Annotated in this window: 23 protein-coding genes; 7 read left to right on the forward strand and 16 right to left on the reverse strand. The window is 72.9% G+C overall.

From position 1 onward, the window contains the following. Positions 1-164: 164 nt before the first annotated feature. Together AB0C27_RS39690 and AB0C27_RS39695 are read right to left on the reverse strand one after the other, a co-directional pair. Positions 165-467, reverse strand: a complete 303-nt coding sequence (locus tag AB0C27_RS39690; protein ID WP_357855561.1) for a carboxypeptidase-like regulatory domain-containing protein — start codon at positions 465-467, stop codon at positions 165-167. A gap of 41 nt (positions 468-508) precedes the next feature. Further along, entirely contained in the window at positions 509-1,063 is a 555-nt protein-coding gene (locus AB0C27_RS39695) for a kelch repeat-containing protein (protein WP_357855564.1), read from the reverse strand. A gap of 418 nt (positions 1,064-1,481) precedes the next feature. Between AB0C27_RS39695 and AB0C27_RS39700 the strand changes: the two genes are divergently transcribed. Genes AB0C27_RS39700 through AB0C27_RS39710 form a run of 3 tightly spaced genes read left to right on the forward strand, consistent with a single transcriptional unit; the run spans position 1,482 to position 4,241 of the window. Next, a complete protein-coding gene (locus AB0C27_RS39700) occupies positions 1,482-2,306 on the forward strand; it encodes an ABC transporter ATP-binding protein (protein ID WP_357855567.1) in 825 nt (274 codons plus the stop codon). Positions 2,307-2,337: 31 nt separating this feature from the next. Further along, positions 2,338-3,156: an ABC transporter permease gene (locus AB0C27_RS39705; RefSeq protein WP_357855569.1), complete on the forward strand. Its 819-nt coding sequence runs from the start codon at positions 2,338-2,340 to the stop codon at positions 3,154-3,156. Next, a complete protein-coding gene (locus tag AB0C27_RS39710; RefSeq protein ID WP_357855572.1) occupies positions 3,156-4,241 on the forward strand; it encodes an ABC transporter substrate-binding protein in 1,086 nt (361 codons plus the stop codon). Before AB0C27_RS39705 ends, AB0C27_RS39710 begins: the two co-directional genes overlap by 1 nt. A gap of 75 nt (positions 4,242-4,316) precedes the next feature. On the opposite strand, the gene AB0C27_RS39715 is transcribed toward AB0C27_RS39710, so the two are convergent. The 4 genes from AB0C27_RS39715 to AB0C27_RS39730 all read right to left on the reverse strand — a co-directional run bounded on the left by AB0C27_RS39715 (position 4,317) and on the right by AB0C27_RS39730 (position 10,120). Continuing rightward, positions 4,317-5,027, reverse strand: coding sequence for a hypothetical protein (locus tag AB0C27_RS39715; RefSeq protein ID WP_357855575.1), 711 nt, complete (start codon positions 5,025-5,027; stop codon positions 4,317-4,319). 112 nt (positions 5,028-5,139) lie between these two features. Then, positions 5,140-6,921 (reverse strand): protein kinase, encoded by a 1,782-nt coding sequence (locus AB0C27_RS39720; protein WP_357855578.1) that lies wholly within the window; start codon positions 6,919-6,921, stop codon positions 5,140-5,142. Between the two features lie 3 nt (positions 6,922-6,924). Beyond that, the gene (locus tag AB0C27_RS39725) at positions 6,925-8,526 is read right to left on the reverse strand and encodes a serine/threonine-protein kinase (RefSeq protein ID WP_357855581.1); all 1,602 of its coding nucleotides are present in this window, start codon (positions 8,524-8,526) and stop codon (positions 6,925-6,927) included. Between the two features lie 4 nt (positions 8,527-8,530). Next, entirely contained in the window at positions 8,531-10,120 is a 1,590-nt protein-coding gene (locus tag AB0C27_RS39730; RefSeq protein ID WP_357855584.1) for a protein kinase, read from the reverse strand. An 80-nt stretch (positions 10,121-10,200) separates the two neighbouring features. Here AB0C27_RS39730 and AB0C27_RS39735 point away from each other — a divergent pair, with 80 nt between their 5' ends. The 3 genes from AB0C27_RS39735 (at position 10,201) to AB0C27_RS39745 (ending at position 14,699) form a co-directional block, all read left to right on the forward strand. Continuing rightward, on the forward strand, positions 10,201-11,076 hold the full coding sequence (locus AB0C27_RS39735; RefSeq protein WP_357855587.1) for a hypothetical protein: 876 nt from the start codon (positions 10,201-10,203) through the stop codon (positions 11,074-11,076). A gap of 116 nt (positions 11,077-11,192) precedes the next feature. Next, positions 11,193-13,868: a tetratricopeptide repeat protein gene (locus AB0C27_RS39740; protein ID WP_357855590.1), complete on the forward strand. Its 2,676-nt coding sequence runs from the start codon at positions 11,193-11,195 to the stop codon at positions 13,866-13,868. Positions 13,869-14,195: 327 nt separating this feature from the next. Further along, positions 14,196-14,699, forward strand: coding sequence for a DoxX family protein (locus AB0C27_RS39745; RefSeq protein ID WP_357855592.1), 504 nt, complete (start codon positions 14,196-14,198; stop codon positions 14,697-14,699). A 55-nt stretch (positions 14,700-14,754) separates the two neighbouring features. Here the strand turns inward: AB0C27_RS39745 and AB0C27_RS39750 are convergent, their stop codons facing one another. After that, positions 14,755-15,786 carry a medium chain dehydrogenase/reductase family protein gene (locus AB0C27_RS39750; protein ID WP_357855595.1) on the reverse strand — a complete coding sequence of 344 codons (1,032 nt, stop codon included), beginning with the start codon at positions 15,784-15,786 and terminating at the stop codon, positions 14,755-14,757. Positions 15,787-15,896: 110 nt separating this feature from the next. Between AB0C27_RS39750 and AB0C27_RS39755 the strand changes: the two genes are divergently transcribed. Then, positions 15,897-16,562, forward strand: a complete 666-nt coding sequence (locus AB0C27_RS39755) for a TetR/AcrR family transcriptional regulator (RefSeq protein WP_357855598.1) — start codon at positions 15,897-15,899, stop codon at positions 16,560-16,562. Here AB0C27_RS39755 and AB0C27_RS39760 read toward each other — a convergent pair. The 9 genes from AB0C27_RS39760 to AB0C27_RS39800 form a co-directional block, all read right to left on the reverse strand. Continuing rightward, positions 16,493-17,641, reverse strand: a complete 1,149-nt coding sequence (locus tag AB0C27_RS39760; RefSeq protein WP_357855601.1) for an FAD-dependent oxidoreductase — start codon at positions 17,639-17,641, stop codon at positions 16,493-16,495. The genes AB0C27_RS39755 and AB0C27_RS39760 overlap by 70 nt on opposite strands. Before the next feature lie 117 nt (positions 17,642-17,758). Further along, positions 17,759-18,628, reverse strand: coding sequence for an RNA polymerase sigma factor SigJ (gene sigJ / locus AB0C27_RS39765; RefSeq protein WP_357855604.1), 870 nt, complete (start codon positions 18,626-18,628; stop codon positions 17,759-17,761). A gap of 45 nt (positions 18,629-18,673) precedes the next feature. Further along, positions 18,674-19,615, reverse strand: a complete 942-nt coding sequence (locus AB0C27_RS39770; RefSeq protein WP_357855607.1) for a helix-turn-helix domain-containing protein — start codon at positions 19,613-19,615, stop codon at positions 18,674-18,676. 148 nt (positions 19,616-19,763) lie between these two features. Then, positions 19,764-20,639 (reverse strand): aldehyde dehydrogenase family protein, encoded by an 876-nt coding sequence (locus AB0C27_RS39775; protein ID WP_357855610.1) that lies wholly within the window; start codon positions 20,637-20,639, stop codon positions 19,764-19,766. Then, positions 20,632-22,059, reverse strand: a complete 1,428-nt coding sequence (locus AB0C27_RS39780) for an aldehyde dehydrogenase family protein (protein WP_357856369.1) — start codon at positions 22,057-22,059, stop codon at positions 20,632-20,634. Before AB0C27_RS39780 ends, AB0C27_RS39775 begins: the two co-directional genes overlap by 8 nt. A gap of 14 nt (positions 22,060-22,073) precedes the next feature. Beyond that, a complete protein-coding gene (gene deoC / locus AB0C27_RS39785) occupies positions 22,074-22,994 on the reverse strand; it encodes a deoxyribose-phosphate aldolase (protein ID WP_357855613.1) in 921 nt (306 codons plus the stop codon). Next, positions 22,987-23,991: an ABC transporter permease gene (locus AB0C27_RS39790; RefSeq protein WP_357855615.1), complete on the reverse strand. Its 1,005-nt coding sequence runs from the start codon at positions 23,989-23,991 to the stop codon at positions 22,987-22,989. The genes deoC and AB0C27_RS39790 overlap by 8 nt, the downstream gene beginning before the upstream one ends. Then, on the reverse strand, positions 23,988-25,478 hold the full coding sequence (locus tag AB0C27_RS39795; protein WP_357855618.1) for a sugar ABC transporter ATP-binding protein: 1,491 nt from the start codon (positions 25,476-25,478) through the stop codon (positions 23,988-23,990). The genes AB0C27_RS39790 and AB0C27_RS39795 overlap by 4 nt, the downstream gene beginning before the upstream one ends. Continuing rightward, positions 25,475-26,416: a sugar-binding transcriptional regulator gene (locus AB0C27_RS39800; protein WP_357855621.1), complete on the reverse strand. Its 942-nt coding sequence runs from the start codon at positions 26,414-26,416 to the stop codon at positions 25,475-25,477. Before AB0C27_RS39800 ends, AB0C27_RS39795 begins: the two co-directional genes overlap by 4 nt. Positions 26,417-26,431 lie beyond the last annotated feature (15 nt).

The following is a 26,431-nucleotide window of genomic DNA, read 5'->3' on the forward strand; positions in this document are numbered from 1 at the left end:
GTGGGCGAGCAGGTCCACCGGATGCACCCCGGCCAGGGCGCCGCCGGGCTTGCCTTTGCCGATCGGGGTGCGTACGGCCTCCACGATGACGGCGCGGCCGGGCGCTGGAAGCCCCCGTTCGTGTCGGGGCCTTCCAGCTCGCGTTCTCGTACGCCCCGGCCCGGTCAGCAGTCCGTGCGGGGCAGCGTGGCGTCGCGGCGGACCTGGGTGTGCGGCAGCAGGCGTACGTCGAACGAGGCCGTCCTGTGGCCGTCGGCGCTCACCTGGACCTCCTGCTTCAGCAGGCCGTCCGGCAGCCACAGGCGGTAACGGCCCTGCGCGTCGGTGGTCGCCGTCCACGAGTCGCGGCCCCGCCGCAGCGTCACCGTCGCGCCCGGCAGCGGGCTCACCTTGCCGTCGCACGCCTTCGAGCCCACCTCGCCGGACAGCCGGGCCCAGTGCCAGGGCGCCTCCGCCTTGAGGGTCACGCCGATGGCCGGCGCGGGATACGGGGTGTCCTCGTTGACCGTCAGCCGTGCCTCGTACGTTCCCGGCTCGGCGAGCTCGCGGGCGTCGAGAGTGAGGGTGACGCGGACGCTGCGACCGGGCGCGAGGGTGCCGTGCCCGGGTCCGCGCTCAGCCAGGGCGCGGCCGTGCCCGCCGGATCGCAGTCGTCCAGAGTGGGCAGGACCTCGCCGAACGGAGTCACGCGCGGGCCGTTCGCACCACCGATCTTGTACAGGCCGCAGGCGGCGGCGCCGCGGTAGAGGGCGTTGCGGGAGTTCGGCAGCCTGGTCCAGGCGTCGGTGTCCGGGGCGTAGACGAGGGTACGGGCGGCGGGCGTGCCGTCCTGGCCCCAGCCGGTGACCACGTAGAACTTGCCGTCCACGAACGCCGAGGCGGGCTTCTGCCTGGCGTCCGGCATGTCGGCCAGCCGGGTCCAGGTCTTGGCGGCCGGGTCGTAGACGTAGGAGGCGGGGGTGCCGCCCTCGCCGCGCAGGGAGCCGCCGAAGGAGTAGACGCGGCCGTCGTGGTACCCAACGGCGTTGTCCCTGATCGTGGTCGGATAATCCGATATATCCACCCAAGGCGCCGCCGCCGGCACTCCACCTTCGGTTGCCTGCGTCCCGCCGTCCGGCGCGGATGTGGTGTCGTCCGCAGTGGCGGCGGGCTCGGGCCTCGTGCCGGCCGTCGCGGCGGTGGTCGATGCGGGTGCTGCGCCGTCGCCGGGCCGCTGAACACCTCGCGCTCGCCCTCCCGCTACGCCACCACCCGCCCCGAGCCCGTCGCGGTCTCTTGACCCGCCTCCGAGCGTCCGCCCCGGTCCCGTAGTCCGAGCCCGTCCCGAGCCCGTCCCGAGCCCGTCCCGAGCCCCGTCCCGAGCCCCGTCCCGGCCCCGTGGCCCGGTCTCGGCAGGCACGCCTCCCTGTGTCGTATATTTCCTACATTGTCTGTAGGATTACCATTCAATTGCTGCGTGGACGCTCCGAAAGGGACCTGCCGTGACATCCACAACGACGGTCGCCACCCCGCGCGACGACCCGGCCCCCGACGGCCCGCTGCTGCTCGTCGACCAGGTGGCGATCGGCTACCAGCGGCAGGGCCGCCACGTGCCCGCCGTCGAGGAGGCGACCTTCGAGGTGGCGTACGGGGAGAAGGTCATGCTGCTCGGCCCGTCGGGGTCGGGCAAGTCGACCATCCTCAAGGCCGTCGGCGGGTTCCTGCGTCCCACGTCCGGCCGCGTCGTCGTCGGGGGCAGGGAGGCGCCGGAGCCGGGCCCCGACCGGGCGTTCGTGTTCCAGGAGTTCGACCAGCTGTTCCCGTGGCGCACCATCCTGGGCAACGTCAGCTACCCGCTCAAGGTGACCGGCGCCGACCGGGCCGGGGCGCGGCGCCGGGCCATCGAACACCTGGAGCTCATGGGCCTGCACGACGTCCTCGACAGCTATCCGCACCAGCTGTCCGGCGGGATGAAGCAGCGGGTCGCCATCGCGCGGGCGCTCGCGATCGACCCGCTCATGCTGCTCATGGACGAGCCCTTCGGCGCCCTGGACGCCCAGACGCGCGGACGGCTCCAGCGCGAGCTGGCCGACATCGTCGCGCGCACCCGGGTGGCGCTGCTGTTCGTCACCCACAGCATCGACGAGGCGGTGCTCCTCGGGGACAAGGTGGTCGTGCTCGGCGGCCGTCCCTCGCGGGTCAGGGAGATCGTGGACGTGTCCGGCCTGGACGGCCCCGACGCGCCCGGCTTCGCCGACGCCCGGCACCGGCTCCGCGCCCTGCTCGCCGAGGAAGGGGAGGACCTCGACGGTGCCGTCTTCGAATAGCGCATCCCCTCCAGCTTCCGCAGTCGCGCGTGTGGCGGGGCCCGCCGCAGCCGGCCGGCCGTCCGGCTCGTGGACGCGCCTGCCCACCTGGTCGCGGCGCGCGATCATCCTCGTCGTCCTGATCGGGATCTGGCAGGCGTACGCGTCCCTGTCCGGGGTGAGCCCGTTCGTCTTCGCCGGCCCCTGGGACGTGGCCGTGGCCTGGGCCGGCGGCTGGGCCGACGGCGAGATGGCCGTCTCCACCCTGACCACCCTGCGCCTGCTGGGCACCGGCATGGCCATCGGCATCGTGCTCACGGTGGTGCTCACCGTGCTGGCCGCCACCACCACGATCGGGAACGACGCCCTGCAGCTGGTGTCGTCCATGATCAACCCGCTGCCGTCGGTGGCCATCCTGCCCCTCGCGATGCTCTGGTTCGGGCTCACCGACACGGCGCTGATCTTCGTCACGGCCAACGCCGTCCTGTGGCCGATGACCGTCAACGTCAGCATGGGCCTGCGCACCACGCCGGCCACCCTCGTCATGGTCGGCCGCAACCTGGGCCTGCGCGGCTGGCGGCTGACCCGTGACGTGATGATGCCCGCCGCGCTGCCGCACGCCATCTCCGGGCTGAAGACCGGCTGGGCGTTCGGCTGGCGCACGATCATCGCCGCCGAGCTGGTCTTCGGCACCGCCGGGACCGACGGCGGGCTCGGCTTCTTCATCAACAACGCCCGCTACTACGCGCGCACGCCCGACGTGTTCGCCGGCCTGGTGACGATCGCTCTCATCGGCATCGCGCTCGACCTGGTCTTCGGCCTGGTCGAACGACACACGGTGACGCGGTGGGGCATGAAGGAAGGAACCTGATGACATTCTCCCGCGCCGCCGGTGACCGCCGGGCCGCCGCCGGTGACCGGCTGAGCGCCGCCGTGGGGCGGAGCTCGTACAGCCGCAGGGACGCGCTGCGCCTCGGCGTCACCGGCGCCGGCCTGCTGGCGCTGACCGCCGCGTGCGGCGGAGGCGGGTCCGGTGGCTCAGGCGGTACGGGTGGCTCCGGTGGCTCCGGTGGGGAGATCAACATCTCCCAGGGGTCGGGCATCAGCTACGCCGCGCTCATCATCATCCAGGCCAAGGGCTGGCTGGAACAGGACCTGCCCGGCCGTACGATCAACTGGAAGACCGTCAGCGGCGGCGCCGCGACCAGGGACGGGATCGTCTCGGGCAGCCTCCAGCTCGGGGTCAGCGGCTACGGCCCCTACCTCATCGGCTGGGACGCCGGCGTTCCCTGGAAGATCGTCTGCTCGCTCAACGACATGCCGCTGTGGCTGGTGGCCAAGGACCCGAAGTTCCGCAGCCTGAAGGACTTCGGCCCGGCCGACCAGATCGCCGCCGTCTCGCCCGGCTCGATCCAGTCGGTGATGTTGCAGCGGGCGGCCCAGCAGCAGCTCGGCGACGCGCACGCGCTCGACAGGAACATCGTGGCCATGGCCCACCCCGAGGCGCTGCAGGCCCTGGTCGCCGGGCAGCTCGCGGGCGCCTACACCTCGCCGCCGTTCCAGTTCCAGGCCGTGGAGCAGGGGGCGCGCAAGCTGGTCGACAGCTACGAGCTCTTCGGCCCGCACGGCTTCAACGCGGTGGTGACCAGCGAGGAGTACGCGGCCGCCAACCCCGACGTGCTCGCCTCCTTCTACAAGAACATCACCCGCGCCAACGAGCTCATCACCAAGTCGCCCGCCGAGGCCGCGAAGATCCTCTCGGAGGCGGAGAAGGGGAAGATCTCGCCGGAGAAGTACCAGGAGTACCTGACCTACAGCGGCATCGAGTTCACCACGGCCCCGCACGGCGTGCTCAAGCTCAGCGCCTTCATGAAGGAGGTCGGCGTCATCAAGAAGACCCCGGCCGACTGGCGCGACATCGTCTTCGACCAGGCCAAGAAGGAGAACGGCTCGTAGGCCCGCACGCCGGCGGAGGACAGGCCCACGCGACCCTGCGGTGGTTCACCGCGACGTCGTTGTCGGCGGCGTCGTTCACCCCGCGCCGGAGTTGAGCTTGTCGGCGACGGCCTTGGCCACCTCCAGCGCGCCCCGGGTCAGCCTGCCCTCCGGGTCCTCGGTGACGCGGCGGTCGTACGTCACCTCGATCACCGCGTTGCTCACGCGGACCCCCACGACCGCCGTCGTCGGCCCCTTGCCGGTGTCGCCCGGCAGGGTCCAGCCGGTGACGAAGGAGTCGTCCCCGATGACCGGGTCGGGCTTGGTGTAACCCTTGGGGATCAGCGCGGACTCGGCCCTGCGGGCGACGAACTGCTCATGCGCCTCGGCCACGCCGCCGGTGAACACCTTCGTGTAGACCTTGAGCTTGTGGTACATGTTGTCGGGAATCCCGGGGCCGAACTTGGGCAGGGTCCCCCACTCGCACTCCTCCTTGTAGATCTTCGTCTCCTTGGGGAAGAGCACGAGCTTGACCCGCAGGTCCTCACCGACGAGCTTGCACGGGTCGACCTCCTTGGTGAACTTCGCCTCCCCCGTCGGCACCGGCTCGCTGGTCGAGGGCTGCGCGCTGGGCTCACTGGTGGGTTCGGTCGTGGGCCCGGTCGTAGGCTCAGTGCCCTCGGACGTCCGCGCGGCGACGGGCGTGGTGACGGGCGCGGGCGGCGGCTGCCTCGTGGCCAGGAAGACGATGGTGAAGACCATCAGCACGAGCACCGCCATCGCCCCGCTGAGCAGGCCTGGCGTCATCCGAAGACCGGGTCGCTTGACGGGGGCCGTGTTCGGGTAGTCGTTCATCTCGTTCGTGGCGGGGCGGCCGCCACGTCTCCTCTCCGCGAGTCTGGGGGAACTGCTGCCCGCATCAGCCGGTGTCCTGGGGCGAGGTGTTCCTGAGGGTGTCCGCCGCCGCGCCGGCGAGCTTGCGCGCCCAGTTCTGGTGCTTGGCCTGGGGCTTGGCCACGTCGAACGTGGCCGCGTCGATCTGGACGACGACGTTGCTGACCCGCAGCCACACGATGCTGTGGGTCTGGGTGAACGTCGTCGCCCACCAGTTCTGGCCGAACGCGCCGTCCCCGACGCCGGGGAGATCGCGTACGGCCTCGTACGTCGAACCGCCGCTGCTGCCCGCCTTGGAGGCCTGGGCGTCCTTCCTGCCGCCGAAGACCTTGCGTGCCGCCGCCACCGTGGCCGAGCGCGTGACCTTGACCGTGATCACGTCCTCCCCGCCGGTCCAGGTGCACTCGGCGGGGTCCATCCCGCCCTGCCGCCTGCCCAGACCGGGAATGATCTTCGCGGCCTGGTCCTCTGACACCAGGCCGCAGGCGTTGGGTGGGGTGGCGAACTTGCCGTCGCCCGGTGGACGCGGGGACGCGGTCGTGGTGGCCGCCGGGCTCGGCGGAGGGCTGGAGGGCGGCTCACCGGACGGCCCGTTCGACGGCCCGTCGGACGGCTGGGCGATCGTACGGGTTTCCGGGGGCGGCGTCGTCCCGGTGGAGGCGTTGACCAGGAGCACCGCGCTGACCGTGAGGGCCGTGGCGGCCGTCAGGCCGGCCAGCACCAAGGGCAGCCTGCTCTTGTCGCGGGGCATCGGCATCGTGGCGATACCGCTAGAGGGGCCGCTGGACGGGCCGGTGGCGGGATCCGTGGGGTGGCGCGCGGGGGCGGCGGGACCCGTGACCGGGCGGCGGGCGGGCAGGGGGGCCGCGATCGGGCCGAGCACGTCCTTGATCACGGAGAGCGGCGGGCGCGCGGCCGGGTTCTTGTCCAGCAGCGCCATGAGCAGGCCGCCGATCGGCCCCGCGTGGGCGGCGGGCAACGGAGGCTGGGTGAGCACCGCCGCCACCATCGCCATGGGGGTGTCGCGCCGGAACGGGCTCTGCCCCTCCACCGCCGTGTAGAGGGTGGCGGCCAGTGACCAGTGGTCGGAGGCCGGGCCCGTGGGCTCGCCGCGCAGCCGCTCCGGCGCGACGTAGCCGGGCGTGCCCGACTGCTCGGCCGCCGCGAGCGCCGAGGCGGCGCCTGGGCCGCCGCCGGTCCACGCGCCGCTGCGCGGATCGGCCTGCGCGCCGTATCCTGGCCCGTTCTGCGGCCCCGGCCCGCTCTGAGGCCCGCTCTGAGGCCCGCTCTGAGGCCCGCTCTGCGGCCCGCTCTGCGGCCCGTTCTGCGGGTCGATCTGGGCGGCGATGCCGAAGTCGGTGAGGATGGCCTCACCCGCGTCCGTGATGATCACGTTGCCCGGCTTCACGTCACGGTGCAGGATCCCGCGCCGGTGGGCCGCGTCGAGCGCGTCGAGCACCCGCAGCCCGATGGTGGCCACCTGACCTGGCGGAAGCCGTCCGGATTCCTTGATCAGATCGGCCAGCGACCGCCCCGCGAGCAGGTCCATGACGATCCACGGCTGGCCCTGCTCGGCGATGACGTCGTGCACGGTGATGATCGCGGGATGGTTCAGCGCGGCGGCGGCGCGGGCCTCGCGCAGGGTGTCCTCGAGTGCCTTGTCCCTGCGGGCCGGGTCGGACGGCAGGCGTACCTGCTTGACCGCGACCTCGCGGCGCAGCACCGCGTCCTGCGCCCGCCAGACCGTGCCGGCGCCGCCCGCCCCCAGCGGTGCGACCAGGTGATATCGCCCGGCGACTACGTGCATGCGTCAGCCCTTGGCGTCGAGGTTCTCGGCGAGGTACTTGATCGCCTTCGGGATCTTCTGCCGCAGCGTGGGGTCCTCCTTGACGTCACGGGTGTAGCGGACCTCGCCCACGATGTTGCCGGTCTTGAACACCGAGTAGACCGTGACCTTCTTGGTGCTGAACGTCGTCTCCTTCACCTCCCAGGCGACCGCCTGGTCACCGGCGCCGGGGATCTCGAAGACCTCGCCGTGCTCGCCGCCGCTGCCGCCCCTGCCGGCCTCCGACTCGGCCTTCGCCTTGGCGCCCTGCACGTGCTCCTCGGCGAGCTTGGTCTCGTAACCGTCGCCCTGCTGGGTGTAGAGGTAGAACGTGGCGTAGATGGCGAGGTCCGCGCTGTCGCCCAGCGAGCCCCAGCCGCACCTGACGGTGGGCTCGGTGCTGGAGGTCACGAATCGGCCCACCAGCTCGGTGGCCTGCTGCCGGGTGAGCAGCTGGCACGGCCTGGGGACGGCGGTGAACTTGCCGGGGGTGCGCGCGACCGGCGAGCCGGTGGGCGCCGCGGTGGTGGAGGGCTCGGGGGTGCCGGCCGGCGTGGTGGTGTCGGGGGTTGGAGCAGGCCGGTCGGTGCTCGACGTGGTCTTCGGGGCGGCGACCGGGGTGGTGACCGGGGCGGCGGGCGCGGACGAGGTGGCCAGGATGAGCACGACCGCCGCGACGAAGGCGACCGCCACGGCCGCCGCGGAGCCGTACACGGGGATCCGGGGGAGCGTCCAGGACGCCGGTTGCGCCGACGCGACGGTCGCGGCGGTGTGGCCGGTCAGGTGCTGCAGCGACTCTCTGAGCGCCACCGTGTCGGGGCGCTGCGCCGGGTTCTTCTCCAGCAGCCGCATGAGCACGGGCGTGAGGGCGCCGGCCCGCTGCGGCGGCCTGGGCGGCTCGGTCATCACCGCGCCGTGCGTGGCCATGGCGGTCGGACGCGAGAACGGCGGTACGCCCTCGACGGCCGTGTAGAGCGTCGCCCCGAGCGACCACAGGTCGGCGGCGGGCCCGGCGGCCCGGCCAGGCTCCTCGGTGAGCGTCTCGGGAGCGGTGAACCCGGGCGTGCCCATGGGCGCCCCGCCCGGCTGCCCGCCGCCGGTCCGCGTGGCGATGCCGAAGTCGGACAGCAGGATGCGGCCGTCGTCGGCCAGCAGCACGTTGCCCGGCTTGACGTCACGGTGCAGCAGGCCGCGCGCGTGCGCGGCGGCCAGCGCCGACAGCACGAACAGGCCGATCGAGGCGGCCCATTCCGGCGCCATCGGCCCGCCCGACTTCACGACCTGGTCGAGGGAGCGCCCGTTGACCAGCTCCATGACGATCCACGGCTCGCCCCCGTCCTCGACCACGTCGTGGATCGCGACCACGGCGGGGTGTCTGACCTCGGCGGCGGTCCGCGCCTCGTGCAGGGTCCGCATGCGCAGCCGCGCCTGGTCGTCCGGGGACAGGTTGGGCGGCAGGTGCACCTGCTTGATCGCCACCTCGCGCCCGATCCCGGTGTCGAGGGCCCGCCACACGACACCCATACCGCCGCGGCCGATGGGCGCGAGCAACTGGTAACGCCCGCCCACGAGTCGTGGCTGGTTCATTGCATCACTCCTGGCGTCCTAGCGCCGCCGCGATCCATCGGGCGGCGTCACGCGCGCCTTTGCGCATGGCCTCATCGTCGCCGATCTTCCCGGCGTCGATGTACTTGATCTCCATCACGACATTGCTCACCCTGAAGACGACGTCGTGCCGCTCCACCTGGCCCTTCGGGTTGACCAGCTCGTAGCTGAACGCCTCGTCCCCGATCCCGTTGACCTCCTCGTACGACCTGCGCTTCTGGGTGATCAGCTTGTCCAGGCCGATGCCCGGCCAGTTCCAGGAGAGCTCGGCTCCCGACTCGGCGACGTTGAGCGTGTTGACGAACTTCTCCGACGCCTCGTCCACGCTGCGGCCCCAGGCGCTCTCCAGCTGTACAGGGCGCAGCGGGACCACCGCGACGCCCTTGCCGCGGGTCACCCACTCGCAGCCCTCGTCCTGCTGCTTGCCCTTGGCGGGTGCCGCCGGGACCAGCCGCCGCACCTGGGCCGGCGTCAGGAGCGTACACGGGCTCACCGGGACGTCGAACTTCGCCTCCGCCACGGAGGGCTTCGCGGTGACCGGCTCGGACGGCTCGGGGGTGGAAGACGCAGACGTGGCGGGCGGCGCGGCGGTGCCCGGGGTGGACGGACGAGGGGTCGGCTCCGGCTTGAGCAGCGTGGCGCCGGCCACGGCCGCCACCGTGACGACCGCGGCCGCCGCGGTCGCCGCCGCCCCGATGAGGAGCGGCCGCCGCCCGCTCTTGCGCGGGGGCGCGGGCAGCGGCGCCATCGGCTCCTGGCCCTCCGCCACCCGCTGCAGCAGGTACGCCGCCGAACGCGGATCGGGACGTTCGTGCGGCTCGCGGGCCAGCATGCGCATGAGCACCGGCCCCAGGCTCCCGGCACGGACCGGCGGCCGGGGCGGCAGGGTCAGCGCGTCACGCAGCACGGCCATGGGGGAGGTGCCGACGTAGGGGGCCTGGCCCTCGACGGCGGAGTACAGGGTGGCGGCCAGCGACCACAGGTCGGAGGCCGGGCCGCCGCGCTCGCCGCGCAGCCGTTCGGGAGCGATGTAGCCGGGAGAGCCGATGAGCAGGCCCGACTCGGTGATCGTGGCCAGATCCTCCAGCCGGGCGATGCCGAAGTCGGTCAGCACCACCCTGCCGTCGTCGGACAGGAACACGTTGGCCGGCTTCACGTCGCGGTGCTGGATGCCGTGGGCGTGCGCGGTGGACAGCGCGTCCAGCACCCGTAGCCCGAGCGCCGCCACCCGCTCCGGCGCCCAGGGGCCCTCGGCGGCCACCGCGTCCTTCAGGTCGCGGCCCTTCAGCAGCTCCATGACGATCCAGGGCATGCCGTCGTGGGTGAGCACGTCGTGGATCTTGATGATCTCCGGATGGCGCAGCTGGGCGGCGGCCTGGGCCTCGCGGGTCGAGCGTTGCAGCGCCTCCTCGCGCTCGGCGGGGGAGAGCGAGTCGGGGAGCCGTACTTCCTTGATCGCGACCTCGCGGTCGAGGAGTTCGTCGTGGGCGTGCCAGATGGTCCCCATGCCTCCTTGACCGAGCGCTCCGAGCACGCGGTAGCGGGAGGCGATTCTCTCTTCCGGAAGTCCAGGCACAATGGCAACAGTATTGAGACCCCCTTTCGCTTCGCTATATTTCGCCCCAATCCCTGTGACGACCGACCCACGGAGCGAATATGACCACAGGACCTCCCGTGCCTCCCGCGTCGTACTGGCCGGACGGGGGCAGCACGCGGCCGGCGACGTCGAAGCCGCCGGGCTGGGCGGTGGGCATCATGTCCGCGTCCGCGGTGGTGGCGCTGATCGGCGGCGTGGTCCTCGCCACGCGCGACGCGGGTACCGGCACGCCCATCGCGGAGCCTCCCGCCAAGGTGGACCTTCCCGTCACCCCGCCCACCGACCGGCCGTCCCCTGGGCCTTCGCTGGATCCCCCGTCCTCCGCCCCGGAGCAGACCGCCGAGGCATCCCCCTCCGCGACCGCCACCTCCACCTTCGCGCCGGTCGCGGACGTGCCCGAGGTGTGCGACCTGCTGCCGGAGAGCCTGACGTCGCGGCTGGCGCCCAAGAGCGCGTCGGCGCCCGGCGTCGCCAAGGACGGCTACGGCGCCAAGCGGAAGGACTGCCGGTGGGACCAGAAGGGGTACCACATGGTAGGCGGCTACAACCTGTCGCGGTCGATCAACGTCAAGGTCAACGCCTTCCAGGATCATGACAACGCCCTGGAGGACGCCGACTTCATGTGGGACTCGATGCGCGACTTCTCCGGGCAGACGCGCGAAGATCCGTACAACACGAAATATGGGGAGATCAAGGAAGTCTCCGGGCTGGGCGACAAGGCGTACATGATCTACAGCGAGCACACCGTCCGGCGCACCGCGAACGCCTGGATCTACGTCGTCCGGGGGAACGCCACGCTCGACATCAGGTTCACCGGCGTCGACAACAAGGGCCGCGAGATCCTCTCCAACGAGAACAGCCGGCCGGTGCCCGAGGAGGAGATGCTCAAAGGCGTGGAGGAGATCGCCAAGGAGGTCCTCAAGGGCCTGTCCTGACCGAACCCCCTGGCCGATCGGGCCGCTTCTCACGACCGGTGCACGGTACGTCGCCGGGCGGCGGGATAGCATGACATTGCCTTCCTGATCCACCGCACGATCGCGGGGATGTGTTCATGCCCTCAGGAGCACACGACGGCCCCGAGACGGTCCGTCCTACGCCCGAGTCCGACCTGGGTGTGTTGTTACGCGCCTGGCGGGAGCGGGCGCTGCTGACCCAGGATCAGCTTGCCGCGCGGGCGGGGCTCAACGTCCGCACGGTGCGCCGGCTGGAGACCGGCGAGCTGCGCCGCCCGCGTAGCGCCTCGGTGCGCCTGCTGGCGGAGGCGCTCGACCTGGGCGAGGCGGACCTGGCGACACTGAAACGCCTCGCGACCGGCGATCCGCGCACCCCGCGCGGGGCCTGGACGCCGCCGCACCAACTGCCCGCCGACGCGGCCGCCTTCGTCGGCCGCACCCGCGAACTGGCCCTCGTCAGCGCGACGCATCACCCCACAGATCGTGCGGAGACGGCGGGCACGGCTGACCACGCGGCCATGGCGGGCGCGGCGGACCCCGCGCATCCTGCGGACCCTGTGGGCGTCGGGAACCCTGTGGGCAGGGTGGGGATGGCGATGGTCGTCGCCATCGACGGCATGGCGGGCGTCGGGAAGACCGCGCTCGCCGTGCACGCCGCCCACCGCGTGGCCGCTCACTTCCCCGACGGTGACCTGTTCATGGACCTGCACGGTCACACCCAGGGTGTGCCGGCGGCCGATCCGGCGCAGACGCTGGCCCGTTTGCTGGAGGCGCTGGGCGTCCCGGGGGAGGCGATCCCGCAGGACGCCGGCGACCGGGCCGCCCTCTACCGCAGCATCCTGGCCGACAGGAAGATGCTGATCGTGCTGGACAACGCCGCCGACGAGGCCCAGGTCCGGCCGCTGCTGCCGGGCGCGGGGGGCTCGCTGGTGCTGATCACGAGCAGGCGGCGGCTGGTCGGCCTGGACGAGGCCCGTACGATCTCGGTGGACGTCCTGCCGGTCACGGAGGCGATCGCGCTGTTCACCGGCACCGCGGGCGAGGAACGGGTGGCGGGCGCGTCGCGGGAGGTGCTGGCCGAGGTCGTACGGCGGTGCGGCCTGCTGCCGCTGGCGATCCGGCTGGCCGCGGCCCGGCTGAAGGCCCATCCCGCCTGGAGCGTGCGGCATCTGCTCGAACGCCTGGAGGAGCACCAGCGGCTGCTGAGCGAGCTGCACGCGGGCCGGCGCAGCATCGCCGCCGCGCTCGACCTGTCGTACCGGGAGCTCAGCGGCGCCGAGCAGCGCGCGTACCGGCTGCTGGCCCTGCACCCTGGCGCCGACATCGCGGCCGAAGCCGCCGCCGCGCTGCTGGCCGTCCCCGCCGCCCGCGCCACCGCGACCCTCGACCGGCTGCTGGAGGCGCACCTCCTGCAAGAGCCCAATCCCGGCCGCCACCGCTTCCACGACCTGGTCCGCGCCCACGGCGCCGAGCGGGTGGCCGGCGAGCCGGAGACCGATCGGCGCGCCGCCATGACCAGGCTGCTCGACCACTACGGCCGGGCCGCGTCGGCCGCGATGGACCTGCTCTACCCCTACGACCCCGCCCCGCCCCCGCCCCGTCCCTCCGCCACGACGCAGTCAGGCGCGGCCATGCCCGACGCGGGCGCGGCCACCGCGTGGCTGGACGCCGAGCTGCCCAATCTGCTCGCCCTAGCCCAGCACGCCGCCGACCACGACTTCCCCGGCCACCTCCAGCATCTGTCGGCCACCCTGCACCGGTGCCTGCGCGGCCGGGGCCGTAACGCCGAGGCCGAGTCCCTGCACGCGCGGGCCCTGTCCGCCGCTCGCGACCTGGGCGACAGCGCGGGGGAGATGGAGGCACTCCTGCGGCTGGGCGAGATCAGGAGCGTGTCCAGCCGGTACGAGGCCGCCGTCGCCGACACCACGGACGCCCTGCGGATCGCCCGCGCCATCGGCGACGAGGCCGGCGAGCTGCGGGCCCTGTACGGCCTGGGCGTCAGCACCGGCTCCCGGGGCCGGTTCCCCGAGGCCGTGGCGTACTACACCCGTGCCCTGGAGATCGCCCGGACCATCGGGCACCGTACCGGCGAGCTGGACGCGCTGATCGGCTTCGGCAACGCGCACCGGGCGATGGGGGAGCCCGAGCAGGCGGCCCGCGCGCTGACCCTGGCGCTGGAGATCGCCCGCGTCACCGGCCACCGCATCGGCGAGCTGCGCGCGCTGAACGGTCTCGGCCGCATCCACCTCGCGGCCGGCGACCACGGGGCCGCAGCCGCCTGCCTGGGCCGGGCCCTCGACCTGGCCCGCGCCACCGGCCACCGGCTGGGCGAGCTGAGCGGCCTGACGGCGCTCGGCCTCCTGCACCGCGGCCAGGGACGGCTTGAGGCGGCCGTGGACTGCTACCGGCGGGTCCTTGAGATCGCGCGTGAGATCGGCAATCGCAACTGGCAGTTCGAGGCCATCCACGGCCTCGGCCGGCTGCACCACGACCTCGGTCGCCCGGGTGAGGCGCTGGAGAGCCACCGTACGGCCCTGGCGCTGGCCTCCGACCTGGGCCAGCGTGGCGACCAGGCCCGCGCCCACGACGGCCTGGCCTGCGCCGGCGCCGCGCTCGGCCGCCCCGACCTGGCCCGCCACCACTGGTCCCAGGCCCTGGCCATCCTGACCGGCCTCGGCGCCGACCGCGCCGAGGAGAGCGGCGTCGACGCGGAGAGCATCCGCGCCCGCCTGGCCGAAGTGGCGCCGAAGGTCACTCCACGTACTGGAAGATGAACGGTGCCACCAGCCCGATGAGGGCGAGCGCCTCGGTGAGGACCCCGGCCCTATCGCGGCCAAGCCGTGACCGATGGCTGTGACGTTGCCGGAGGAAGTGAAATGCGCTTGATGACAGTCGATCTCGGGGAGGCGTCGGCGGCGTCACCGAGTACTGCGGAAAGGCAGTCCCTAGGGGTGATTCCCGAGGCCTGGGGTGGTACGCGCGACCCCCGGCGTACATGCGAGGACGTAGGCCGACTGTCTCCCTCAGCCTGACGTTTCCCGGCGCCGGTTTCGCGACGCTGAACGCAGACGAAATCGACGACCTCGACGAAGGAGCCCGGGATGAACGCCGCCATCGACACCATGATCTCCAAGCTGGCCGCCTGGCTGAGCCGGCACAGCATCGACGTCCTGCGCGTCAGCCTCGGGCTGGTCTTCGTGGCCTTCGGCACGCTCAAGTTCTTCCCAGGAGTCAGCCCGGCGGAGGCGCTGTCCGTGGCCACGCTGGAGAAGTTGTCCCTGGGCCTGCTGACGGGCTACGCGGCGCAGGCCGTGATCGCCGCCATGGAGGTCTTCATCGGCCTCACGCTGGTGACCGGCAAGCTGCTCAAGACCGGCCTCGTGGTGCTGACCGGCGCGCTGGCGGGGTTCTTCGCCCCGTACGCGCTGTTCTTCACCGACCTGTTCCCCGGCGCCCCGACGCTGGAGGCGCAGTACATCTTCAAGGACATCGTCCTGGCCGCTGCGGCGATGGTGATCGCGGCCCGCGCGCTGGGCGCCCGCCTGGTCCCGGTCCGCGAGCCCCAGGAGCGGGTTCACGACCTGCGCCGGCGGGCAGCGGCCTAGGCGACAGGACGCGGCGGTGCCTTCCGGACCTGGTCCGGGGAGCGCCGCCGCGTTCTCATGGGGTCAGCACGACCTTGCCGGCCACGGTGCCGGACTCCGCCATCCGCATGGCCTCGGCGACGTGGGTGAGCGGGAACCGCGCGGCGATCTGGGGGGTCACGTCGCCACGCCGCAGTGCCGCGAAGACCTGGGTGAGGTCGGCGCGCAGCCGGGCGCGGAACCGGTCCTTCGACAGAGCCCGCCCGGCCCAGATGTTGTAGAAGCAGGCGCGGCGGCGGTTGGGCAGCGCGTTCCACAGCCACACCCGCAGCAGCAGCTTGACCACGGGCCACTGCTTGGAGCCCTGATCGTCCCTGGTGGAGGCGGTGCCGTAGGCGACGAGCGTGCCGCCGGGCGCCAGCAGCCGCCAGGAGTCCACGATGCCGGGCCCGCCGACGTGGTCGAAGACGGCGTCCACGCCGCCCGGAGCCACCTCGCGGACGCGTGCGGCGACGTCGCCCGCGCGGTAGTCGATCGGGACGACGCCGCGCTCGCGCAGCGTGTCGTGATGGCGGGCGGACGCGGTGCCGATCACCTTCACGCCGGCGGCCTGGGCCAGTTGGACCAGGACCGAGCCGACGCCGCCGTTGGCGCCGTGCACCAAAATGGTCTGGCCCGCGCGGACGCGCGCCTCGCGGTGCAGCATCTGCCAGGCGGTGATGCCGTTGACCACGACGGTCTCCGCCTCCGCCGCGCCGATCCCCTCGGGGACGGCCACCACGTCCGCCGCGTCCACGACGACGTGACTGGCCCAGCCGCCGACCTTGACCAGCGCGGCCACGAGGGTGCCGGCCAGGCCGGGCGGCACGCCCGCGCCGGTCGCGACGACGGTGCCGACCAGGTCGTAGCCGGGCACGAAGGGGAACGGCGGCTGGTCGTAGTAGCGGCCCCGGCGCATCTGCTGCTCGGCGAACGAGACGCCGGTCGCCTCCATCCTGATCACGACCTGGCCGGGGCCGGCGCCGGGGACCGCTCCGCGCCGGACCTGTAGCTCCTCCGGCTCCACCTTGCCCGGCAGGACGACCTCGACGAGCTCTTCGGTGTTCATGACGACCCTCCTGAGTTACTAATACTTGCTTCAGTTATAGGCTATAACTCATGAATGAGACTGTCAATCACGCCAGTGATAGGCTCTAACCAATGTGAGGAGCTGATGAGATGGCCGAGCCGGCGACTCCGCGCGGGCGCTACCGCGCCCAGGTGCGGGCCGAGATCAAGGAATGCGCGTGGGAGCAGATCGCCACGGCCGGGGCCTCGGCGCTCTCACTGAACGCGATCGCCAGGCAGGTGGGCTTGAGCGGCCCCGCGCTCTACCGGTACTTCGCCGGCCGCGACGAGCTCATCACCGAGCTGGTCAAGGACGCGTACCGGAGCCTGGGCGCCGCCTTCGGAGCGGCGGGCCCGGGGGCGGGGGTGGCCGAGCTGGCGCACGTCCTGCGCGGTTGGGCGCTCGACGATCCGCAGCGGTATTTCCTCGTCTTCGGCACCCCCGTGCCCGGCTACCACGCGCCGGGCGACGTCACCACGATCGCGTCCGAGATCATGACGACCCTGCTCGACGCCTGCACCGCCCCACTTCCCGACGGCCCCGAACCATCGCACGCCGCCCCACTTCCCGGCGGCCCGGCGCCACCGCACGCCGCCCCGCCGGCCGCCCTGCGCCGGGCGCTGACGTTCTGGACCCGGCTGCACGGGGTCCTGTCGCTGGAGCTCGCCGGGCACTTCACCGGGATGGACTTCGACCCCGCGCTGCTCTACGCCGCCGAGCTGGACGCCTTGACCTGCGCGGATGACGGGCGCGACGAGCCCTTGACCCACAGGTAGCTGCCGGGACGGCGACGCTCCAGCCGCAGCGACCCCACCGTGAACCGGCACACCAGCTCCTTCACCCAGGCGGCCACCTGGCCGCTCAGGATCCACTCCACCGGCGAGTCGTCGGCCCTGACGAACTGGATCAGGCCGTCGCGCCGCCCCAGGCTGACGCACTGGATCAGGTACCGGAACCGGAACGGCCGCGCGGCCCGACCGGCGGCCCTGGCGTTGACGACGTCGGCCGCGTGGGCCGCGATCGGCATCCCGGCCGCGCACGACATCCGGGACGTCCCGCCGGGCACACGCACGGCCGCCGCGTCGCCGACCACGTACACCTCGGGATGCGACACCGACCGGAGCGTCTCGTCCACCAGCGCCCGCCCGCGCGAATCCACGGCCAGCCCCGCCTCGGCGGCCAGCGGCGGCACCACGAACGACGCCGCCCAGACCACCACGTCGGCCGCCACGTCGCCCCGATCCGTCCTGACCACGCCGGGGCCGGCTCCCGTCGCCCGCGTCCCCGCGTGCGTGCGGACGCCGAGCCGGGTCAGGGTGCGGGCCAGGTGCCGCCTGCCCTTCCCCGACAGCCCGGCACCCGGCTCGCCGCCGGTGACCAGCGCCACCTGCCACGACGGATAACTCTCGGCCAGCTCCGCGGCCATCTCGACGCCGGTCAGCCCGCCGCCGACCACGGCCACCCGGCCGCCGCTCCCTTCGAGCCGGGTGCGCAGCTCGGCGGCCGTCTCGGCGGTATAGGCGTGCTCGGCGACGCCGGGGGCGCTCACGTCGGTCCCGCTGCCCAGGGCGTACACGAGCGTGTCGTACGGGAAGACGCGCCCGTCGTCGGTGCGCACCCGCCGCGCCTGAAGATCGATGCCGCTCACCCGCGCCTGGACCGTGGCGATGCCGGTGCCTCTGGTCAGCTCGGCCAGCGGGATCGTCACGCCGGGCCGTCCCGCCGCCAGCTCGTGCATCCTGATCCGCTGCCTGAACGACGAGTCCGCGCTGATCAGGGTGATCCGGTGGGTGCGGTCCAGCCGCAGCGCCGTCGTGAGACCCGCGTAGCCCGCTCCGATGACCAGGATGTCCATGTCCGCCTCCTTGAGAATCTCAGCTGCGGGACAGACGGCACGGCGGAGCGGAACGTGAGCGTGAGACGCGTCACACCCAGTGAGGAGGCCAGGTCACAACCCAGGGAGCCGGCCGGGTCACACCCCGGCCAGCTTGGCCGGGTTCCGCACGTGGCACACCTCGGTGATGCGCCCGTCGGCGACGGTGAAGGCCAGCACGGAGTCCACCGTGCCGTCCGCGTTCCTGACCACCACGCCGGGAGCGCCGTTGACCTCGACCAGCTCGGAGGTCATGCCCGCGTACCAGCGCTCGATCACGCCCTGCACCAGCCTGGCCACCCGCCGCGCCCCCACCACCGGCACCAGCGCCGCGCCGACCACGCCGCCGCCGTCGGCCCGCCACACCACGTCGGGGTCGAGCACCGCGACCAGCCCGCGCAGGTCGCCGGTGACCGCGGCGGCGGTGAACGCCGCCACCGCCTTGCGGTGGGTCACCCGGTCGCCGGAGCGGCGCGGCGCGTACTCGCGCACCCGGCCGCGCGCCCGCGAGGCGAGCTGCCGCACCGCCTCGTCACTGCGCCCGAGCACACGGGCGATCTCGTCGAACGGCACCGCGAACACGTCGTGCAGCACGAACGCGACCCGCTCGGCCGCCGACAGCCGCTCCAGCACGGCCAGCAGGGCCAGGCTGACCGATTCGTCCATGGTGGCCCGGTCTTCCGGACCCGGCTCCCGCACCACCGGCTCGGGCAGCCACTCCCCGACGTACGACTCGCGCCGTGCCCGGGCGGAGGTGAGCGCGTCGTAGCAGATCCGGCTCACAATCGTGGTCAGATAGGCGCGCACGTCCTCGACGACGCCGGGATCCGCCCGCTGCCAGCGCAGCCACGCCTCCTGGAGCGCGTCGTCGGCGTCGGTGCGGGTGCCCATGATCCGGTACGCCACTCCCCACAGGTGGGAGCGGTGGGCCTCGAACGCCGCCAGCCGTGCGGCTTCACCATCCTGCACGAGGCCCACCCTGCGTCCGGACACCGGAGCACGTCAACTCGCGCCTCATGAGCCGAAGGCACGCCGGTAGGCGGCGGGGCTGACGCCGGTCGTCTTCTTGAACCGGTCGCGGAAGGCGGTCGGCGAGCCGAAGCCGACCTGGGCGCCGATGCGCTCGACGGGATGGCGGGTGCTCTCCAGCAGGTGCTGGGCCTGCCTGATGCGGGCGCGGTGCAGCCACTGCAGCGGGGTCGTGCCGGTCTGCTCGCGGAAGCGGCGGATCAGCGTGCGGGTGCTCATCCGGGCCTCGGCGGAGATGTCGTCCAGCGTGAGGGGGCGGGCGAGGTTGTCCTGGAGCCAGGTGAGCAGCGGCTCCAGCTCGGCGCCCCGGGGCGTGACCTGGTGGTCGTGCGCGATGAACTGGGCCTGCCCGCCCTCGCGTTCCAGCGGCATGACCGACAGCCGGGCGGCGTCGGCGGCCACGGCCGAGCCGTAGTCGCGGCGGATCAGGTGCAGGCACAGGTCCAGCCCGGCGGCGGCGCCGGCCGAGGTGAGGAACTGGCCGTGGTCGACGTACAGGACGTCGGGGGCGACCTCAAGCCGCGGGTGGTCGGCGGCCAGCCGGTCGGCCAGGATCCAGTGGGTGGTCACCCGCAGGCCGTCCAGGAGCCCGGTCGAGGCCAGGGGGAACGCGCCGGAGCAGATGGAGGCCATGCGGGTGCCGTCCGCGGCGGCCGCGCGCAGCGCGTCGCGGACGGCGCCGGGCAGCGGATCGAACGGCGTCGCCGTGCCCGGCACGATGATCGTGTCCGCGGCCTTGAGCCCGTCCAGGCCCCAGGGCGCGCGCAGCGTGAACGCCCCGGCGTCGATCTCCGGCCGCTGCGCGCACACCCGGATCCGGTAGCCGGGCCGGCCGTCGGGCAGCCGCGCCCGGCTGAAGGTCTCGATCGGGGTGGACAGGTCGAACGGGATCACCTGGTCGAGCGCGAGGACCGCGACGGTGTGCATGGCGCGAACCTACCTCCGCGCACCGCCGGTCCCGCGCCCGCCCCAGACGGTGACCTGGCCGGAAGGGCCTGGCGCTTTTCCGTCGACAGCCCTCGTTGATGCCGGGGCCGGTCGAGGCGTCAAGCGCCTCCAGCGCCAGGCTCGGTGCTCAGCGGCCGATCGGGTGCCAGACCGTCTTGATCTCCAGGAACGGGCGGATCCGCGACAGCCCGGGATCGGCGTCGGCCCAGTCGTCCCGGCCCGGCCGCAGCACCCGCTTGAGCGTGCCGGCCGCCAGCTCCTCCAGCTCGGCCGCGAGAGCGCCGGCGCCGGTCAGGTCCAGGGCGTTCACGTCGGCGTGCCCGGCCAGCGGCGGGGCCAGCTCGGCGACCCGGCCGGTCAGGATGTTCGCCACGCCGGGCGGCAGGTCGGAGGTGGCCAGCGCCTCGGCCAGCGTCACGGCCGGCAGCGGGACGCGTTCGCCCGCCACCAGGACGGCCGTGTTGCCCGAGGTGATCACCGGCGCGAGCACCGACACGAGCCCGAGCAGCGAGGAGGAGGCGGGGGCGAGCACGCCCACGACGCCGGTCGGCTCGGGATCCGAGACGTTGAAGTAGGGGCCGGACACCGGGTTCGCGCCGCCGAGCACCTGACCGATCTTGTCGGCCCACCCGGCGTAGTAGACCCAGCGGTCCACCGCCGCAGACACCAGCGTCTGCGCCCGCCCCGCCTTCACGCCCTCGGCCGCGGCCACCTCGGCGGCGAACTGGTCGCGCCGCCCCTCCATCATCTCGGCGATCCGGTAGAGGATCTGCCCCCGGTTGTACGCGGTCCGCCCCGACCAGCCCGGGAACGCCTTCCGCGCCGCCACCACGGCGTCCCGCACGTCCTTGCGTGAGGCCAGGGCCGCGTTGGCGAGGTGATCTCCGGCCGCGGACGTCACGGGATACGACCTCCCTGATTCCGAGCGCGGGAACGCGCCACCGATGTAGAGCTTGTACGTCCTGCGCACGCCGACCCGCGCCGCCGCCGTCGTCTCACCCACGGAGATACGCCTCCAACCCGATCAGTCCGCCCTCGCGGCCGTATCCCGACTCCTTGTAGCCGCCGAACGGGCTGGCCGGGTCGAACACGTTGAACGTGTTGGACCACACCACCCCGGCCCGCAGCCGGGCCGCGGTCCACAACATCAGCGAGCCCTTCTCCGTCCACACCCCCGCCGACAGCCCGTACGGCGTGTTGTTCGCCTTGGCCACGGCCTCCTCCGGCGTGCGGAAGGTGAGCACCGACAGCACCGGCCCGAAGATCTCCTCGCGGGCGATCCGGTGCGCCTGCGTGACGCCGGTGAACACGGTGGGCGGGAACCAGTAGCCCCGCTCGGGCAGCGAGCAGGCCGGCGACCAGCTCGTGGCGCCCTCGGCCTCCCCCGCGGCGGACAGCTCGCGGATCCTGGCGAGCTGGGCGGCCGAGTTGATCGCCCCGATGTCGGTGTTCTTGTCCAGCGGGTCGCCGAGCCGCAGCTGCCCGATCCTGGCGCGCAGCCGGGCCAGCAGCTCCTCGGCGATCGACTCCTGCACCAGCAGCCGCGAGCCCGCGCAGCACACGTGGCCCTGGTTGAAGAAGATGCCGGTGACGATGCCCTCGACGGCCTGGTCGAGTGCGGCGTCGTCGTAGACGATGTTGGCGCCCTTGCCGCCCAGTTCGAGGGTGAGCCGCTTGTCCGTGCCCGCCACGGCGCGGGCGATCTGCCGGCCCACCTCGGTCGAGCCGGTGAAGGCCACCTTGTCGGCGTCCGGGTGGGAGACCACGGCCCGGCCGGTGTCGCCGGCGCCGGTCACGATGTTGACCACGCCGGGCGGCAGCTCCGCCTCCTGGCAGATCTCGGCGAAGGCCAGCGCCGTCAGTGGCGTGGTCTCGGCCGGTTTGAGCACGACCGTGTTCCCGGTGGCCAGCGCGGGCGCGACCTTCCACGCCAGCATCAGCAGCGGGAAGTTCCACGGGATGACCTGCGCGGCCACGCCCAGCGGCCGGGCGCCGCCGAGCCCCGCGTGGGCCAGCTTGTCCGCCCAGCCGGCGTAGTAGAAGAAGTGGGCCGCGACCAGGGGCAGGTCGACGTCCCTGGTCTCCTTGATCGGTTTGCCGTTGTCCAGCGACTCCAGCACGGCCAGCTCGCGGGCACGTTCCTGGATGATGCGGGCGATGCGGAACAGATACTTGCCGCGCTCGGCGCCCGGCAGCTGCGACCACACGCGCTCGTACGCCCGCCGCGCCGCGGCGAACGCCCGCTCCACGTCGGCCTCGCCGGCGGCGGCCACCTCGGAGAGCGGCTCCTCGTCGGCCGGGTTGACGGTGACGATGCGCTCGTCGCTCTTGGCCTCGACGAACTCCCCGTCGATGAACAGGTCGTACGACGGCCGGACGGACACGATGGAACGTGACTCCGGCGCGGGCGCGTACTCGAAGATCTCCACGCCTCTCCCTAGTCGATGGTGTAGTAGTCGGGCCCGGAGTAGTGCCCGGTGGCGAGCTTGGTGCGCTGCATGAGCAGGTCGTTCAGCAGCGTGGACGCGCCGAGCCGGAACCAGGCGGGGTCCAGCCAGTCGTCCCCGGCGATCTCCTTGACCAGCACCAGGTAGCGGGTCGCGTCCTTGGTGGTACGGATGCCGCCGGCCGGCTTCACCCCGGCCTGCCGTCCGGTCGCGGCCCGGTAGTCCCTGACCGCCTCCAGCATGATCAGCGTGACCGGCAGCGTGGCGGCGGGGGAGACCTTGCCCGTCGAGGTCTTGATGAAGTCGGCCCCGGCGTGCAGCGCCAGCCAGGACGCCCGGCGCACGTTGTCGTAGGTGACCAGCTCGCCGGTCTCCAGGATGACCTTCAGATGCGCCTGGCCGCACTGCTCCTTGACGGCGGTGATCTCGTCGAAGACCTTGCCGTAGTCGCCCGCCAGGAACGCCCCGCGGTCGATGACCATGTCGATCTCGGTGGCTCCCGCGGCCACCGCCGCGCGGGTGTCGGCCAGCTTGACCTCCAGCGACGTACGCCCGGCGGGGAAACCGGTGGCGACCGAGGCGAGCCCGACGCCGGTGCCCGCCAGCGCCTGCGCGGCCGTGGCGATCATGTCGGGGTAGACGCAGAGCGCGGCCACCGAGGGCGCGGTGGGGTCGGCGGGATCGGGCCGCACGGCCTTGGCCGCCAGCGCGCGTACCTTGCCGGGGGTGTCCGAGCCTTCCAGCGTGGTCAGGTCGACCATCCGGATGGCCAGGTCGATCGCCTGCCGCTTCGCGGTCGTCTTGATCGACCGGGTGGACAGGTCGGCGGCTCTGCGGGCCACTCCGACCTCGTCCACACCGGGCAGTCCGTGCAGATAACCCCGAAGCGAGCCGGGCAGGGTGTCAGGCACGGGCGCCACGCCTTTCGATGAGCAGGTTGAGCACGAGGGCGACCAGCAGGATGAGACCGGTCACCACCATCTGGAAGAAGGAGCCGAGGCCGAGCAGGTTGCACAGGTTCCGCAGCACCGACAGCAGCAGCACCGCCACGAACGTGCCGAACACGCCGCCCCGCCCGCCGAACAGGTTCGTGCCGCCGAGCACCACGGCCGCGATGGCGTCCAGTTCCAGCCCGTTGAACGCGGTGGGCTGGCCCACCGTCAGGCGGGAGGTGAGCAGCACCCCGGCCAGCGCGGCCAGCCCGCCCGACACGGCGAACACGGTCGTGATCACCCCGCGCACCGGCAGCCCGGACAGCCGGGCCGCCTCCTTGTTGCTGCCGACCGCGTAGACGTACTCGCCGAACGTGGTGCCGCGCAGGATCCCGGCGGCGAGCAGGGTGACCACCACGAAGATGATCCCGACGATCGGGACGTAGCCGATGAACCCGCCGCCGAGCAGCTGGAACGCCTCAGACCCGCCGGCCTCGGCAGGCTTGCCGTCGGTCAGCAGGAACGTGAGCCCGCGCACGGCGGTGAGCCCGGCCAGCGTGGTCATGAACGACGGCAGCGTCAGGTACGCCGACATCCCGCCCATGAACGCGCCGAACGCCGCCCCGGCGACCACGCTGAGCAGGATCGCCGGCAGGACCGGCACGCCCGAGGTCATGAGCAGCGCGACCGTCATCCCGCCGAAGGCCGCCACGCTGCCCACGGACAGGTCGATGCCCGCCGTCAGCACCACCATGGTCATGCCGATGGCGACGATCCCGGTCAGCGACGACTGCTGCAGCAGGTTGGCGATGTTGCGGCCGGTGAGGAACTGCGGCGCCAGCAGCGAGGCGACCACGCACAGCCCGAGGAAGACCAGCAGCAGATTGGACTTGACGATCAGGTCGGCGCCGCGGCGCGAGCGCGTGCCGCGTTCCCCCGTGGCCGTGGTCACCGAGGATCCGATGGATGCGGTCATGGTGTCGCTCCTGTGATGACGGTGTGCGCGATGACGTTCTCGGCGCTGACCCGGGGATCGAAGCGCGCGACGTTGCGGCCCTCGTACAGGACCTGGATCCGGTCGGCGTTGGCGGTCAGCTCGTTGAGCTCGCTGCTGGCGAGCAGGACGGCCACGCCCTGGTCGGCCAGGTGGCGCACCTGGCGGTAGAGGTCGGCCTTGGCGCCCACGTCGAGCCCGCGCGTGGGCTCGTCAAGCAGCAGGACCCTGATCCCGCCGCGGGTGATCCACTTGGCCAGCACCACCTTCTGCTGGTTGCCGCCGGAGAGCTGGCCGACGAGCTGCCCCGGCCCCGCTGACCTGACGCCGAGGTCGGCCAGGGCGGGCGCGGTCAGGCGCCGCCCGAGCCGGCCGGGCAGCAGCCACGGCGCCTTGCCGAGCGCGCCGACGGCGGCGTTGCGGCTCACCGACAGGCCCAGCATCAGCCCCTGCTCCTTGCGGCTCTCCGGCACCAGCGCGAGCCCGGCCCGCACGGCCGCGGCCGGGCTGCCCACCTTGAGCGGACGGCCGTCCAGGCGGGCCGAGACCTGGGCCTTGACGTCGCCGAACAGCGCCCGCAGGAGCGTCGTGCGGCCGGCGCCGCCGAGCCCGGCGAGCCCGACGACCTCGCCCGGCCGCACCTCGATGCCGCGCACGTCGAGCAGGCCCGGTACGTGCACGCGTTCGACGCTCAGCAGCGGCTCGCCCTCGGGCGCGGGCCTGTCGGTGGCGCCCACGAGCTCCCCGGCCTCGCCGATCATGGCCGCGACGATCTCGTCCGCGCCGGTGACGGCCAGGTCGTAGACGCCGACCGCGCGGCCGTCACGCAGCACGGTCGCGCGGTCGCCGATCTCCATCACCTCGTCCATCCGGTGCGAGATGAAGATCACCGACCGTCCCTCCGCGACGAGGGACCTGATGACCTCGAACACGGCGAGCAGTTCGCTCTCGCCGAGCGTGGCGGACGGCTCGTCCATGACGATCACCCGCGCGTCCGCGGTCAGGGCCTTGGCGATGGCCGTGAGCTGCTGGGACGCGATCGGCAGGTCCCTGACCCGCGCGGTCACCGGGAAGCGGGCGCCGACCCGGTCCAGCGCCAGGCGGGCCAGCCGCGCCCGTTCTCCCCTGCGGACGAAGGGCCCCAGCCTGGGCGTGCGGCCCAGCAGCAGGTTCTGCGCCACGGTGAGGTCCGGCAGCAGGTCCAGCTCCTGGTAGATCACCGCGACGCCGGCGGCCAGTCCCGCGTGCGGGGTGGCGGGCGTGTACGGCTCCCCGTCCAGCAGGATCGACCCCTCGTCCGGCCGGTACGAGCCCGACAGGATCTTCATCAGCGTGCTCTTGCCCGCCCCGTTCTCGCCCAGCAGGCAGTGCACCTCGCCGGGACGCACGCCCAGCTCGACGCCGTCCAGGGCGACGGTGCCGGGGAAACGTTTGACGATCCCGGTCATGCGCAGGCGTTCCGTGCTCATGCGGCCTCCAGGAGATGGCGGGCGTTGTGGTCGTCGGTGATCAGCACGTCGCACAGGCCACTGGAGACGACGGCCCGGCACACGGCGCGCTTGGCCGCGCCGCTGACCAGCGCGACGGAGGTGGTGGCCGAGCGCAGCACGTCCAGGGAGAGCCCGAGCGTGCGCCCGTCCAGGGCGGGATCGACGATCCTGCCCTCGGCGTCGATGAAGCGCCCCAGCACGTCGCCGACCGCGCCCGCCCCGGCCAGCCTGGCCAGGTGGGCGGCGTCGATCTGGCCCGAGTCCACCAGCACCGAGTCGCTGTCCATGCCGCCTGGGCTGAACAGGAACAGGTCGGCCCGGGCGGCCAGGGCCAGCACGTCGGCGATGGCCCGGTCGCTCTCCAGCACCGCGCGGGTGCTCTCCTGCTCCAGGATCGCCGGGGCGGCCAGCAGCGTCGCGGTGCCGCCGCCGTGGTGGGCCATCAGGCTGGCCATGCTGTGCGCGCTGGTGGGGTGGCGCGACCGGCTGAGCGCGCCGTTGATCTGCACCACGTTGACGCCGGTGGCCCAGCCGGGGGTCAGCCCGCCGGCCAGCCGGTCGAGTGTGCGGCCCCAGGAGACGCCGATCAGGCTCGGCGCGGGCCGCATCTCCATCAGGTGCTCGGCGCCCGCCGCGGCCACGCGGTCGCGCATCTGCTCGGCGTCGTCGCCGCCGACCGCGGCGACCACGACGGCGTCCCGCAGGCCGAAGCGCTCCCTGAGCGAACGTTCCAGCGTGCGGACGCGGGAGCGCGGGTGCAGCACCTCGATGCGGACGATGCCGACCTCGCGTGCCTCGGCCAGCATGCGTCCCACCTTCCAGCGGGTGAGGTGCAGCGCGGTGGCGATCTGCTCCTGGGTCTCGCCGGCCTCGTAGTAGCGGACGGCCACCTGGTAGAGCTGGTCGTCGTCGCTCATCCGGTCACCCTCCTG

The sequence above is a fragment of the Nonomuraea sp. NPDC048882 genome (assembly GCF_040649755.1).
Classification (GTDB): Bacteria; Actinomycetota; Actinomycetes; order Streptosporangiales; family Streptosporangiaceae; genus Nonomuraea; species Nonomuraea maheshkhaliensis.